Source organism: Enterobacteriaceae bacterium ESL0689 (assembly GCA_029433525.1).
Classification (GTDB): Bacteria; Pseudomonadota; Gammaproteobacteria; order Enterobacterales; family Enterobacteriaceae; genus JAQTIF01.
The window spans coordinates 485,010-498,681 of the sequence record JAQTIF010000001.1 but is presented as its reverse complement, the minus strand read 5'-3'; the positions used below and the strand labels follow the sequence as shown (position 1 = coordinate 498,681).

The following is a 13,672-nucleotide window of genomic DNA, read 5'->3' as shown; positions in this document are numbered from 1 at the left end:
TTTTAAGATCAACTCCACTATTATGCAGATAACATGAATTAAAAACGGTGCGTATAATGAATGAATCTGAGAACGAAGAAAAATTGTGTCAGCATGGTTTTACGCGAAAAGAAATAGCGTTATTAAGGACAATTGCAATAAGAGAGAAAGAGACTTATTTATCATTATTAATGGATTTAAAGAGTAGGTTTATTAGAGCTTGTGTTTTTTTGCCCTTTATTAACTCCTTGTTGTTATTGCAATGTTTATCTGATGATGATCCAGGGTTTTTTATAGTGGTGGCAATCTTTTTTTCTGTGTTAGCATGTGTTTTTGCTCCGTTAAAATTGGGGTTGAAAGCTTTTACTTTTCTTCGGAAAAACCGTAGCTCTTCTCAATGACAGCCGCTATGAGGGTGGTTTATTACCGGAGCAGTTAAGAGAGATTAGTATTTTCTTCTGGAAAAACAGAATCTATCGGAAAATAATTTTTTTAAAATATCATGTTGCTTTTTAATTTTAATTCTATTATTTTATAAATATAATATTGATAAAGAAGATGCATTTTATAATGAATGATTTTGAGATAGAAGAGAAGTTACGTCAACATGGATTTACGTTAAATGAATTAGCAATATTAAAAGAAGTTTCAGAAAAAGATAAAATGACATATATGTCGATGTCGATTGATTTAAAGAAAAAATTCATTAAAGCTTGCCTTTTATTATTTTTTGTATATTCCTGGTTATTGTTTGAGTTATTATTAGGGAATGATCCCAACGATCCTCCTGATCGATCATCATTGATAGTGGTAGCCGTCGTTGCCTTTGTTGCAATATATTTTTGTTCCATTGAAAATGGCATTTAAAGCGTTTACTTTTCTTTTGAAGAACCGGAACTCTTCTCAATGATAGACTTGATAACTAAAGTATCAGAAACAGCTTCAATTGTTAAAGCCGAATTACTCATGGTGTTTATATTTCTGACATAATAACTATTTAAATAATGAAATAGTTTCCAGGAATTTTATTTTAATACACGTCGACGTAATCGGTGATGTATTCAATGTGTTTATCTCGTCTCAAACATAATATTCGCGCTCAATAAAAGTACCAATGATCCTGTCATGCATTTCAAAAGATTTTGAGTACCCCAGAGTCTTACGATTCAGTCGCTTTAATCGGTTACGCAAATTCAGGTTTTCCCGTTCAATCCGCTGTGTATAAAGCTTACCCCTGATATGTTTTTCATCCGGCAGTATGTCATATGCGCTGAAGTTATCTGTACACCAGAAGGCAATATTAAAACCTGACAATAATTTCAGTAACCTGCGCAGTGTCTTTTTGCTTCTGCGTCCAAAAGTATGAGCAATAATTCGTTTGAGGCGAGGCTCCCATGCATACCACAGCCAGCGTTGCTGCTTTTTACTGCCGACAAAAGACCACATCTCATCCACTTCACAGATAAGCTGGATTTGCTGATTATCCAGCGGAAACGTGGTTACACATCGTAGGGCGAGTTTTTTAAAGTGCGGACAACGGCATTAATGCTGATATGCAGAGTCCTTGCGGTATCGCGGATACCGGCATTATTCATGGCAAGGTCAACAATTTGTTCTTTCATGCCGGGCAGGCAGGCACGGTAAGCGTAATCGACCTGGAAAGTACGGCAGCATGACTGACAGCGATAGCGCTGAAATCCAGCTTTGCCCAGACCATGCTTTTTAACGGGTTCAGTTTGTTGACAAAACGGGCATGTTACATCAATTTTAGCCATCTGGCGCACCGGTTAAAAAGAGTGATTATACAACATGATAAACACGTTGAATACATGACCTTTTATTGCCTCCCGGTAAACAAAAAACCTTTATCAGGTGGATTGTCAGGCGTGGTTCAACCCAGCCCTTTGCCTGTCAATTTCGCGATCACTTTCTGCTACAATCCCTTTCCGTTTACCGATTGAGCAAGACTTCCATGCGTTTAAATCCAGGCCAGCAACATGCTGTCGAATTCGTGACCGGCCCTTGCCTGGTGCTGGCAGGGGCGGGTTCTGGTAAAACCCGTGTTATCACCCAAAAAATCGCCCACCTGATCCGCCATTGTGGTTATCAGCCGCGGCAGATTGCGGCGGTCACTTTTACCAACAAAGCGGCACGTGAAATGAAAGAGCGTGTCGGGCAAACCCTCGGACGCAAGGAAGCGCGTGGATTAATGATTTCCACTTTTCATACCCTTGGGCTGGATATTATTAAGCGTGAATTTGCCGCGCTGGGGATGAAAGCTAACTTCTCACTGTTTGATGACACCGATCAGCTGGTGTTATTAAAAGAGCTGACAGAGGATTTACTTGATGATGATAAAGAAAAGCAACAGCAACTGATCGCGACAATCTCTCACTGGAAAAATGAGTTACAAACTCCCGCACAGGCAATGGCCAGCGCGAAAAGTGAACGGGATCGTCTCTTTGCGCTGTGCTATCAACGTTATGATACCCATCTGAAAGCGTGTAATGTCCTCGATTTTGACGATCTTATTTTATTGCCAACCCGCTTGCTGCAACATAATGAAGCGGTTCGTCAGCGCTGGCAAAACAAGATCCGCTATCTGCTGGTCGATGAATATCAGGATACTAACACCAGCCAGTACCAGCTGGTCAAATTACTGGCAGGCACGCGGGCACGTTTTACTGTCGTGGGGGATGATGATCAGTCGATCTACTCCTGGCGTGGTGCCAGACCGCAAAACCTGGCGTTGTTAAAAGAGGATTTTCCCGCATTACAGGTGATCAAGCTGGAACAGAACTATCGTTCATCCGGACGGATCCTGAAAGCGGCCAATATTCTGATCGCCAATAATCCCCATGTGTTCGAAAAGCGTCTGTTTTCTAAGCTGGCTTATGGCGCAGAATTAAAAGTGCTCTCCGCCAGTCATGAAGAGCATGAGGCTGAACGGGTGATCGGTGAACTGATCGCGCACCACTTTGTGAACTGCACACAGTACAAAGATTACGCGATTCTTTACCGTGGTAATCATCAGTCACGGGTATTTGAAAAGGTATTGATGCAAAACCGTATTCCCTACAGGATTTCCGGTGGAACATCGTTTTTTTCCCGTGCAGAAATTAAAGATCTGCTGGCTTACCTGCGTGTTCTGACGAATCCTGATGATGACAGTGCGTTTCTGCGCATCGTTAATACGCCAAAACGCGAAATTGGCCCGACGACACTGCAAAAGCTGGGCGAGTGGGCGAAGATGCGCAATAAAAGTTTGTTCTCTGCCAGTTTTGACATCGGGCTTAGCCAGAGCATGAGCGGGCGGAGTTACCAGAAGCTGAGCGAGTTTACCCGCTGGCTGAGTGATATCCAGCGGCTGGCGGAACAGCAACCGGTTATCGCCGTGCGCGATCTGATCCGTGGCGTGGATTATGAATCCTGGTTGTATGAAACATCCTCAAGCCAGAAAGCGGCAGAAATGCGGATGAGAAATATCAATCAGTTATTTAGCTGGATGACCGCCATGTTAGAAGGCAACGAGATTGACGAAGCCATGTCGCTCACCCAGGTAGTTACCCGTTTCACCCTGCGGGACATGCTGGAACGGGACGAATCCGATGACGAGTCCGATCAGGTTCAGTTGATGACTCTACATGCGGCGAAAGGGCTGGAATTTCCTTATGTTTACCTGGTCGGCATGGAGGAGGGATTGCTGCCGCATCAAAGCAGTATTGATGAAGAGAATATTAATGAAGAGCGTCGACTGGCCTACGTCGGCATCACTCGGGCACAAAAGGAGTTGACCTTTACCTTGTGTAAAGAACGCCGTCAGTATGGTGAACTGGTGCGCCCGGAGCCCAGTCGCTTTTTGCTGGAGCTGCCGCAGGATGATCTGCAATGGGAACAGCCGCGCAGGGTTGTCTCCCCCGAGCAGCGGATGCAACAAGGCCAGGCCCATGTGGCGAGTCTGCGGGCAATGCTGGCAAAAGCCAAAGAGAAGTAACCGGTTTCTTAAACGATCATCAGTGTCCAGTGGACGTCACCCTGCCACTGGCACTCCTGGGCCACCCGTTCCCGGCTCAGTGGATGACTCTCCAGCCAGCCTGACGGCAGTGTCAGTCGCATTTTTTCACCCTGAGTTATCAGGGTGATGGCAGGTAACTGATCATCATGCCCTCCACTGGCGAACAGAATGGCGAGGCGTAGCAGCCGACACAGGTGTTCCGCCACCGGTGATGCCACGGCATTTTGCTGGTGCAGTGATGAAATATCGACAGAATTAGTCTGGTTCAGCAGTAAAGTCGCCAGCAGATTTTTCTGTGCCGGAGTAAAACCCGGCATATCGAGGTGACTCAGTAAATAAGCCGCATGTTGTGGCGCATGATGGAAGCCAATACTGAGGCCAATTTCATGCAGAGCACAGGCACAAAGGAGTAAATCACGACTCAGCGACTCCAGCATCCACGGACCTTTTAGCTGATTGTTCAGCGCAATGGCCAGATCTGTGACCCGCTCCGCCTGGGCGATATCAATCATAAAACGTTGCTGGATATTGCGCAGGGTACGATGACGGATATCCGCATCGACAGCGGGCGGCAGCATGCTATAAATCAGTCCTTCGCGTAATGCTCCGCCCGCGAGAGTGATGTCCTGAACGGGAAGCTGAGTGAAGAGGGCGATCAGAATCGCCAGTCCGCCAGGAAAAGCGCCAGTGCGATCCGCGCTCAGACCGGTAATTTTGAGCTTATCCAGGGTGCGACACTGAATGACCAGCTGTTTGATCTGCTGCAATTTAGCCAGTGTGATACGTTCATCCATGCCTTGTGCCAGCATGATTGCCTGTAACGTCTGCAGGATACCCGATGCCCCGACACAGGTCTCCCAGTGATGGTGAGTGAGAGCCGCAACCACTGGCGATAAAACCGCGCAGGCCGCCTGTTCAGCACAGGTGAAATTTTCCGCGCTCAGGCGATGATTCGCAAAGTAGCGATTCAGCCAGGTGATACAACCCATCGACAGGCTGAATAGCGACGTGGCCTGTGCGCCAGTACCGGTTACCAGCTCCGTGCTAGCGCCGCCAATATCCACAACCAGCCGTTGTTTTTCTCCGCTGGTGGTACAGACCATTCCCTGATATATCAGACGTGCTTCTTCCTCACCACTGATCACCTGCACCGGAAATTGCAGGATATCCTGCGCGGTTGTCAGAAACTGGCTGGCATTCACCGCCAGCCGTAAGGTAGCTGTCGCGACCACACGGATATGTGCTGGCGGAATATCCTGCAAACATTCGGCAAACAAGCGAAGACACTGCCAGCCACGCTCCATCGCGGCAGTGGACAGCTGGTTATCCTGGTTGAGTCCGGCAGCAAGGTGAACTTTACGCTTAATGCGATAGCGTACCTGAATACTACCTGCCACCTCGCGCACCACCAACATATGAAAGCGACTGGAACCCAGGTCGATGGCGGCATACAGCGAGGCAGCGTGGGGCATAGGCTAGCCTGGGCGACGACGGTTACGCGGTGTCCCATTACGGCGAGGACCATTACCCGGGCGTGAACGTGTCAGCCGTAATGGTTTCGGCAAGTCGCTTAACAGCGCATCCGGGTTATATTTACTGACCGGAACAGGATGACCGATATAAGCCTCAATCGCGGGCAGGTTCAGCGCATACTCTTCACAGGCCAGGCTGATTGAGCTACCACTGGCACCCGCGCGACCGGTACGGCCAATACGGTGTACATAATCTTCGCAGTCATCAGGTAAGTCGTAATTAAAGACGTGGGTGACTTGCGGAATATGCAAACCGCGTGCGGCAACGTCAGTCGCCACCAGAATATCGATATCACCACGGGCGAATTGTTCGAGAATACGCAGACGTTTTTTCTGCGCAACATCGCCGGTTAACAACCCGACACGATGGCCATCGGCCGCAAGATGTCCCCAGATATCTTCACAACGATGCCGGGTATTGGCAAAGATAATGGCACGCTCTGGCCACTCTTCTTCCAGCAGCGTTTGCAACAGACGCATTTTTTCTTCGTTAGAAGGGTAAAACAACTCTTCTTTAATGCGATGACCTGTTTTCTGCTCAGGTTCGACTTCAATGTATTGCGCGTTGTTCATCTGTTCAAACGCCAGTTCACGAACCCGATAGGAGAGTGTCGCCGAGAACAACATATTGAGACGCTGATTAGCCGGTGGCATGCGACGAAATAGCCAGCGAATATCTTTAATAAAGCCGAGATCGTACATGCGATCCGCTTCATCCAGCACGACCACCTGAATCGCGCTAAGGTTAATGTAATTTTGTTTCGTGTAATCGATAATACGGCCCGTGGTGCCAATCAGAATATCGACGCCACTTTCCAGCACTTTTAGCTGTTTATCATAGCCATCACCGCCATAAGCCAGACCCAGGGTCAGCCCGGTCGCCTGCGCCAGTGGCTCAGCATCCGCATGGATCTGCACCGCCAGTTCGCGTGTCGGCGCCATAATCAGCGCACGCGGCTGGTTGACCTGGCGATCTGTGCCGGCCGGATGAGAAAGAAGATAATGAAACGTCGACGTCAGAAACGCCAGCGTTTTGCCGGTTCCTGTTTGCGCCTGCCCGGCAACGTCGCGACCTTCCAGTGTTAATGGAAGCGCCAGCGCCTGAATGGGCGTGCAATGATGAAACCCTTGTTTTTCAAGGGTTTCTATCACTGCCGGATGCAGGGCGAAGTCGGAAAACTTCTGTTGTATTAAATGTGTTTTGCTCATAGTGTGGTAGAATATCAGCTTAATGTTGCATTAAGAAAGCGTATCCGGTGAAATAACGTTAACCTTTCGCTGGCGAATACGCAAAATGATGTCGAATGCATCCGTGATAAACGGATGAATTGACGAAAGTTTAGACGACTGCGTGCGTCGTTGCACTGAAGGATGCATTCTGAAAAATAGCGTGTGTGAAATATCGGCGTGTCATTGATGGCTCGACACCCGCACACCAGGCCTATTCCTGTGGAGTTAAATATGAGCGATAAAATTATTCACCTGACTGACGATAGTTTTGGCACCGACGTACTCAAAGCTGACGGACTCATCCTTGTTGATTTCTGGGCAGAGTGGTGTGGTCCGTGCAAAATGATCGCCCCGATTCTGGATGAGATCGCTGAAGAGTATCAAGGCAAACTCACCATTGCGAAACTGAATATCGATCAGAATCCAGCGACTGCGCCGAAGTATGGCATTCGCGGCATTCCTACACTGCTGCTGTTTAAAAACGGCGAAGTGGTGGCGACGAAAGTGGGTGCGCTGTCTAAAGGGCAGCTCAAAGACTTTCTTGATGCCAGCCTGGCGTAAGCTGTTTGTTATTCTGATTTTCCAGTGTTCTGCTATTTTTAGCGGAACTCTGGACGTCAGTGTGTAGTCGTGCTAATTTAATGGCTGGCTCTATTTTAAACATATCTATTGTTTTGAATCTGGTTGTACCCGAAGCTTCCCGAAAAGAACATGCGAGAGGCTAGATATTCCGGGCTTATCACTCTTCCGTTTTGTCGTTTCAGCACTGCGTTCTTTCCTGTGACCAGGCAACGTACAGGCACGAGATGAAAGCCATATAAATTAACAGGCATGGATATTTCTGCCATACCATTCACAACATTAAGTTCGAGTTCTACCCCGAGTTTAAGAACCCACATCATTATGAATCTTACCGAATTAAAGAATACGCCGGTTTCTGAACTGATTACTCTCGGCGAAAATATGGGGCTGGAAAACCTGGCCCGTATGCGTAAACAGGATATTATCTTCGCGATCCTCAAACAGCATGCGAAGAGTGGCGAAGATATTTTCGGCGATGGTGTGCTGGAGATACTGCAGGATGGGTTTGGTTTCCTCCGCTCCGCAGACAGCTCTTACCTTGCCGGCCCTGATGATATCTATGTCTCTCCCAGTCAAATCCGCCGTTTTAACCTCCGCACCGGTGATACGATTTCCGGAAAAATCCGACCTCCTAAAGAGGGTGAACGCTATTTTGCGCTGTTGAAAGTCAACGAAGTGAATTTCGATAAGCCAGAAAATGCGCGCAATAAGATCTTATTTGAGAACTTAACACCGCTACACGCCAACTCACGGTTGCGTATGGAACGCGGTAACGGCTCTACTGAGGACTTAACCGCCCGGGTACTGGATTTAGCCTCGCCGATTGGTCGTGGCCAGCGTGGTTTGATTGTTGCGCCACCGAAAGCCGGTAAAACAATGCTGCTGCAAAATATTGCCCAGAGCATTGCGTATAATCACCCTGACTGTGTCCTGATGGTGCTGCTCATTGACGAACGTCCGGAAGAAGTCACCGAGATGCAGCGTCTGGTCAAAGGTGAAGTGGTAGCGTCTACTTTTGATGAGCCCGCCTCGCGCCATGTTCAGGTTGCCGAGATGGTTATCGAGAAAGCGAAACGGCTGGTCGAGCACAAAAAAGATGTCATTATCCTGCTCGACTCCATTACCCGCCTGGCGCGTGCTTACAACACCGTGGTTCCGGCTTCCGGTAAAGTATTGACCGGCGGGGTCGATGCCAATGCCCTGCATCGTCCGAAGCGTTTCTTTGGGGCGGCACGTAATGTAGAAGAAGGCGGCAGTCTGACGATTATCGCGACCGCGCTGATTGATACCGGTTCGAAGATGGACGAAGTGATTTATGAAGAGTTTAAAGGCACGGGGAATATGGAATTACATCTTTCACGTAAAATTGCCGAAAAACGTGTCTTCCCGGCCATCGATTACAACCGTTCTGGTACTCGTAAAGAAGAGCTGTTAACCACGCAGGAAGAATTACAGAAAATGTGGATCTTGCGTAAAATTATCCACCCGATGGGTGAAATTGACGCGATGGAGTTCCTGATCAATAAACTGGCGATGACCAAAACGAATGATGATTTCTTTGATATGATGAAACGATCGTAAGCCAACCCCGTCAGCGACGCCACGCAACTGCGTGGCGTTTTATTTTGGTGATGGCCTATCTCAAAAGAAGGGATAGAATCGGGTATCCTGTAGTCGATTTGTCAGGTTCTGCTTTACGCCTTCAGGAGTTGACGTATCATCGTTATACTCCCAGGGATTAACTATGCTGAGAGCGTATGCGCTGTGAATTTATCCACTGCTATTATTGAATTAATCAGTATTTTTTTGTTCACCACCCTTTTTCTTCTTGTCATCAGGAAAGTGGCAATCAAAATTGGGTTAGTGGATAAGCCTAACTATCGAAAACGGCATCATGGTCTGGTTCCGCTGGTCGGGGGGATCTCAATTTACGCAGGCATCTGTTTTAACGCTATTATTAGCAATGCCTATATCCCTCATGCAACGTTATATCTGATCTGTGCCGGTATTCTTGTCCTGGTGGGCGCACTGGATGACCGATTTGATCTTAGCGTCAAAATTCGTGCGGTTATCCAGGCGGTCATTGCCATTATTATGATGACCGCGGGCAATCTCTATTTAAGCAGCCTGGGCTGTATCTTAGGCCCCTGGGAACTCGTACTGGGCCCGTTTGGTTTCTTCCTTACCCTTTTTGCGGTCTGGGCGGCGATCAACGCATTTAATATGATCGATGGTATTGATGGCCTGCTGGGTGGGGTATCGTCAGTCTGTTTTGCCGCGATCGGCATCATTCTATCTCTTAAGGGTCAGTACAGTCTGGCAATGTGGTGTTTTGCGATGATCGCCGCCACGCTGCCCTATATTTTGTTTAATCTTGGTGTGCTGGGGCAGCGTTACAAAGTTTTCATGGGCGATGCTGGCAGTACCATGCTCGGTTTTACTATCATCTGGCTTCTTCTGGAGACGACGCAGGGAAAAATGCGCGCCATGAATCCGGTAACAGCACTATGGGTGATTGCTATCCCTTTGATGGATATGGTGGCGATTATGTATCGTCGCCTGCGTAAAGGGATGAGCCCGTTCTCACCGGATCGTCAACATATACACCATTTGATTATGCGTGCCGGCTTCACGGCCAGACAAACGTTTGTTCTGATCACACTGATGGCAGCATTGCTGGCGGCGGTGGGCATCGTCGCAGAATACATCTACGCGATACCTGAATGGGTGATGTTCATTCTCTTTTTGTTATCTTTTTCCCTTTATGGTTACTGTATCAAACGTGCCTGGAAAATAGCGCGGCGGATTAAGCATTTCAAACGCAGGATGCGGCGCTATAGTGGCAATAATGCAAAATGAGTCAAGTAGGATCGGGAAGACAACTATCCCCCCATTACCGGGAGTATGTGCAGTGAACATTGAAAACGAACTTGATATTCGCGGACTGTTTCGCACCTTATGGGCGGGAAAAATCTGGATAATCAGCATGGCGCTACTATTTGCACTCATTGTGCTGATTTATGCTTTCTTTGCCCGTCAGCAATGGAGCGCAATGGCGATCACCGATCGGCCCACCATGAACATGCTGGGCAGTTACTATGCGCAACAGCAATTTTTACGCGATCTGGATGGCAAAAAAAATAGCCCAGCGGTAGACAGCCCTTCGGTGATGGATGAAGTCTATAACGAATTTATCATGCAGCAGCGATCCTGGGATAGCCGCCGCGATTTCTGGATGCAGACAGACTATTACAAACAGCGTCGCTCGGGTAATGCACATGCTGACGCGGTATTACTCGATGAACTGATTAGCGATATCCAGTTTATTGCGGGCGATAGCGTTAAACACACCCAGGATAGTGTCAAACTGATCGCCGAAACGGCAGCCGACGCCAATAATTTACTCCGTCAGTACGTGGCTTTCGCCAGCCAGCGGGCAGCCAGGCATCTTAATGATGAGCTCAGGGAAGCCTGGGGTGTGCATACGGTACAAATGAGCGCCCAGGTGAAACGCCAGCAAGAAGTGGCATACGAAATCTTCAGCCGTCGGACAAAGCGCGTTGAACAGGCGCTGAAAATTGCCCAGCAGCACAATATTTCGCGTGATATTGCAGAGATCCCACTTGGGCAATTACCGGATGCTGAGCTGTTTTTATTAGGTCAGTCGATGCTACAGGCCCAACTGGAGAGCCTGCAGGCTGTGGGGCCAGAGTACAGTGCTGATTATGAGCAGGACCGGGCGATACTGAATACGCTTACTGCCGGGCCGGTATTAGATCCCCGTTTTCAGACATATCGCTATTTGCGTACCCCGGAAGAGCCCATAAAACGTGATAGTCCACGGCGACTTTTTCTGATGGTAATGTGGGGGATTGTCGGTGGGTTCATTGGCGCAGGAGTTGCTTTGTCACGTCGTCGGTTCAGTGAATAAATGAAAGTATTAACCATATTTGGTACCCGACCCGAAGCCATCAAAATGGCGCCTCTGGTGCATGCCCTGGCGCAAGATCGCGGGTTTGAAGCGAAAGTGTGCGTCACGGCACAACATCGGGAGATGCTCGATCAAGTGCTGAAGTTATTTGCCATCGAGCCTGATTATGATCTCAACATTATGCAGCCCGATCAGGATCTCACCACCATAACCTGTCGTATCCTCGCAGGATTGAAGCCGGTTCTGGAATCATTTCGTCCCGATGTGGTGCTGGTTCATGGCGATACCACCACGACGATTGCGGCGAGTCTGGCCGCATTCTACCAGCGTATTGCAGTAGGACATATCGAGGCGGGGCTACGAACCGGTAATCTGTACTCACCGTGGCCAGAGGAAGGAAATCGCATACTGACTGGACATCTGGCGACCTATCATTTTGCCCCGACCCCAACGTCGCAGCAGAATCTGTTACGCGAAAATATTGCCGCCAGCCGTATCACCGTCACTGGCAATACCGGTATTGATGCGTTGTTCTGGGTGCGCACCCGGATACAGCGTGATCAGGGGCTGCACCATCAATTAATGCAGCGTTACCCCTTTATGATGACGGACAAAAAGACGATTCTGGTGACGGGCCACCGGCGGGAAAACTTTGGTCAGGGTTTTGATAAAATCTGTCAGGCGCTGGCCTGGATTGCGGCCAGCCATCCTGAGGTACAAATTGTTTATCCGGTGCATTTGAATCCCCATGTCAGAGAGCCGGTTAACCGCCTTCTTAGTCACATCGATAACGTGATCTTGATTGAGCCGCAGGACTACCTGCCGTTTGTCTGGTTAATGGATCACGCGTGGCTTATCCTCACCGATTCCGGCGGTATCCAGGAAGAAGCGCCGTCGCTGGGGAAACCGGTGCTGGTGATGCGTGATATCACTGAACGCCCGGAAGCTGTTGCCGCAGGGACAGTACGTCTGGTGGGAACCGACAGTCAGCGTATTGTGAATGAAGTGACGCATCTGCTCAGGGATGATAGCGCCTGTGACGCTATGCGTCGGGCGCACAATCCTTATGGTGACGGACAGGCATGTTGTCGTATTTTGTCAGCTCTTAAAAATAATCAGGTAATGTTATGAGTTTTTCTACCATTTCGGTGATCGGACTGGGATATATCGGTTTGCCAACCGCTGCAGCATTTGCTGCCCGACAAAAACGGGTGGTGGGTGTGGATACCAATCCACAGGTGATGGAGACCATTAACCGTGGTGAGATCCATATTGTGGAGCCGGATCTGGCGAACATTGTTAAAAGTGCGGTCGAACAGGGATATTTCAGCGCCACGACGCAACCTGTGATTGCCGATGCTTACCTGATCACCGTCCCCACCCCTTTTAAAGATCAGCATGAGCCTGATATGTCCTTTGTGGAAGCTGCGGCAAGATCAATTGCTCCGGTATTGCAGAAAGGGGCGCTGGTGATACTGGAATCCACCTCTCCGGTAGGCGCGACAGAGCAGATGGCGGCCTGGCTGGCCGAAATGCGCCCGGATTTACGCTTTCCACAACAGGCTGGTGAAGCGGCTGATATTAATATTGCCTATTGTCCTGAGCGGGTCTTGCCCGGTCAGATCATGGTCGAACTGATTAAAAACGATCGGGTAATTGGTGGGATGACACCGCGCTGTTCCGCGCGGGCCAGCGAGCTTTATCGTATTTTTCTGCAGGGTGAATGTGTGGTGACAGACAGCCGCACGGCGGAAATGTGTAAGTTAACAGAAAATAGTTTTCGCGACGTGAATATCGCCTTTGCCAATGAACTGTCGCTGATTTGCGCCCGCCAGGGAATTAACGTCTGGCAATTGATCCGCCTGGCTAACCGTCATCCGCGTGTCAATATTCTGCAACCCGGGCCGGGAGTCGGCGGCCACTGTATTGCTGTTGATCCGTGGTTTATTGTCGCACAGAACCCGCAACAGGCACGGCTAATCCGTACCGCTCGTGAAATCAATGATCATAAACCCACGTGGGTTGTTCAGCAGGTCAAGGCGCGGGTAGCAGATTGCCTTGCGGCCCGCAACCAGCGTGCTAATGAACTGAAAATTGCCTGTTTTGGCCTGGCTTTTAAAGCTGATATTGATGATTTGCGCGAAAGCCCGGCGCTGGAGATTGTGCAGCAAATTGCCCGCTGGCACCCCGGTGAAACACTGGTTGTCGAGCCCAACATTCACCAGTTGCCTCATGCGCTGGCAGGATTATGCTCGCTGGTGACGGTCGATGAGGCGCTGGCCTGCGCTGATGTCGTGGTGATGTTAGTGGATCATCACGCCTTTAAAATGATCGACCGGGAGCGTGTGGCACACCCTTATCTTATCGATAGCAAAGGCATCTGGCAGTGAGCGGGACGTTATT

Annotated in this window: 12 protein-coding genes; 9 read left to right on the top strand and 3 right to left on the bottom strand. The window is 49.0% G+C overall.

The genetic code is table 11. From position 1 onward, the window contains the following. Window positions 1–56 precede the first annotated feature (56 nt). Together PT300_02445 and PT300_02440 are read left to right on the top strand one after the other, a co-directional pair. Window positions 57–380, top strand: a complete 324-nt coding sequence (locus PT300_02445) for a hypothetical protein (protein MDF7679531.1) — start codon at window positions 57–59, stop codon at window positions 378–380. Window positions 381–549: 169 nt separating this feature from the next. Further along, entirely contained in the window at window positions 550–846 is a 297-nt protein-coding gene (locus PT300_02440) for a hypothetical protein (GenBank protein ID MDF7679530.1), read from the top strand. A gap of 213 nt (window positions 847–1,059) precedes the next feature. Here PT300_02440 and PT300_02435 read toward each other — a convergent pair. Next, window positions 1,060–1,754, bottom strand: a protein-coding gene (locus PT300_02435) for an IS1 family transposase (GenBank protein MDF7679529.1) whose coding sequence is annotated in 2 segments (ribosomal slippage) — window positions 1,060–1,505 and window positions 1,505–1,754 — 696 coding nt in all. Because the reading frame shifts where the segments join, the coding sequence is not laid out codon by codon here. A 197-nt stretch (window positions 1,755–1,951) separates the two neighbouring features. Between PT300_02435 and rep the strand changes: the two genes are divergently transcribed. Then, the gene (gene rep / locus PT300_02430; GenBank protein ID MDF7679528.1) at window positions 1,952–3,973 is read left to right on the top strand and encodes a DNA helicase Rep; all 2,022 of its coding nucleotides are present in this window, start codon (window positions 1,952–1,954) and stop codon (window positions 3,971–3,973) included. An 8-nt stretch (window positions 3,974–3,981) separates the two neighbouring features. Here rep and gppA read toward each other — a convergent pair whose 3' ends face one another. Both gppA and rhlB read right to left on the bottom strand, forming a co-directional pair. Continuing rightward, a complete protein-coding gene (gene gppA / locus PT300_02425) occupies window positions 3,982–5,466 on the bottom strand; it encodes a guanosine-5'-triphosphate,3'-diphosphate diphosphatase (GenBank protein ID MDF7679527.1) in 1,485 nt (494 codons plus the stop codon). 3 nt (window positions 5,467–5,469) lie between these two features. Further along, window positions 5,470–6,735, bottom strand: a complete 1,266-nt coding sequence (gene rhlB / locus PT300_02420; GenBank protein ID MDF7679526.1) for an ATP-dependent RNA helicase RhlB — start codon at window positions 6,733–6,735, stop codon at window positions 5,470–5,472. A 252-nt stretch (window positions 6,736–6,987) separates the two neighbouring features. Here rhlB and trxA point away from each other — a divergent pair, with 252 nt between their 5' ends. From trxA to wecC, 6 genes are all read left to right on the top strand, one after another. Then, window positions 6,988–7,317 carry a thioredoxin TrxA gene (gene trxA, locus PT300_02415; GenBank protein ID MDF7679525.1) on the top strand — a complete coding sequence of 110 codons (330 nt, stop codon included), beginning with the start codon at window positions 6,988–6,990 and terminating at the stop codon, window positions 7,315–7,317. Window positions 7,318–7,659: 342 nt separating this feature from the next. Continuing rightward, complete coding sequence (gene rho, locus PT300_02410; protein ID MDF7679524.1) at window positions 7,660–8,919, top strand: transcription termination factor Rho; 1,260 nt, start codon at window positions 7,660–7,662, stop codon at window positions 8,917–8,919. A gap of 183 nt (window positions 8,920–9,102) precedes the next feature. Then, window positions 9,103–10,197: a UDP-N-acetylglucosamine--undecaprenyl-phosphate N-acetylglucosaminephosphotransferase gene (wecA, locus tag PT300_02405; protein ID MDF7679523.1), complete on the top strand. Its 1,095-nt coding sequence runs from the start codon at window positions 9,103–9,105 to the stop codon at window positions 10,195–10,197. Then, window positions 10,187–11,269, top strand: coding sequence for an ECA polysaccharide chain length modulation protein (wzzE, locus tag PT300_02400; GenBank protein MDF7679522.1), 1,083 nt, complete (start codon window positions 10,187–10,189; stop codon window positions 11,267–11,269). The genes wecA and wzzE overlap by 11 nt, the downstream gene beginning before the upstream one ends. Then, complete coding sequence (gene wecB / locus PT300_02395; GenBank protein MDF7679521.1) at window positions 11,270–12,400, top strand: UDP-N-acetylglucosamine 2-epimerase (non-hydrolyzing); 1,131 nt, start codon at window positions 11,270–11,272, stop codon at window positions 12,398–12,400. It begins immediately after the preceding gene. Further along, on the top strand, window positions 12,397–13,659 hold the full coding sequence (gene wecC / locus PT300_02390) for a UDP-N-acetyl-D-mannosamine dehydrogenase (protein MDF7679520.1): 1,263 nt from the start codon (window positions 12,397–12,399) through the stop codon (window positions 13,657–13,659). Before wecB ends, wecC begins: the two co-directional genes overlap by 4 nt. The last annotated feature ends 13 nt before the right edge of the window (window positions 13,660–13,672 follow it).

Excerpts from the sequence above, each read along its gene's own strand:
- PT300_02445 (MDF7679531.1), top strand. The coding sequence starts at position 57 with ATGAATGAATCTGAGAACGAAGAAAAATTGTGTCAGCATGGTTTTACG.
- rep (MDF7679528.1), top strand. The coding sequence starts at position 1,952 with ATGCGTTTAAATCCAGGCCAGCAACATGCTGTCGAATTCGTGACCGGC.
- PT300_02440 (MDF7679530.1), top strand. The coding sequence starts at position 550 with ATGAATGATTTTGAGATAGAAGAGAAGTTACGTCAACATGGATTTACG.
- wecB (MDF7679521.1), top strand. The coding sequence starts at position 11,270 with ATGAAAGTATTAACCATATTTGGTACCCGACCCGAAGCCATCAAAATG.
- gppA (MDF7679527.1), bottom strand. The coding sequence starts at position 5,466 with ATGCCCCACGCTGCCTCGCTGTATGCCGCCATCGACCTGGGTTCCAGT.
- rhlB (MDF7679526.1), bottom strand. The coding sequence starts at position 6,735 with ATGAGCAAAACACATTTAATACAACAGAAGTTTTCCGACTTCGCCCTG.
- wzzE (MDF7679522.1), top strand. The coding sequence starts at position 10,187 with ATGCAAAATGAGTCAAGTAGGATCGGGAAGACAACTATCCCCCCATTA.
- rho (MDF7679524.1), top strand. The coding sequence starts at position 7,660 with ATGAATCTTACCGAATTAAAGAATACGCCGGTTTCTGAACTGATTACT.
- wecC (MDF7679520.1), top strand. The coding sequence starts at position 12,397 with ATGAGTTTTTCTACCATTTCGGTGATCGGACTGGGATATATCGGTTTG.
- trxA (MDF7679525.1), top strand. The coding sequence starts at position 6,988 with ATGAGCGATAAAATTATTCACCTGACTGACGATAGTTTTGGCACCGAC.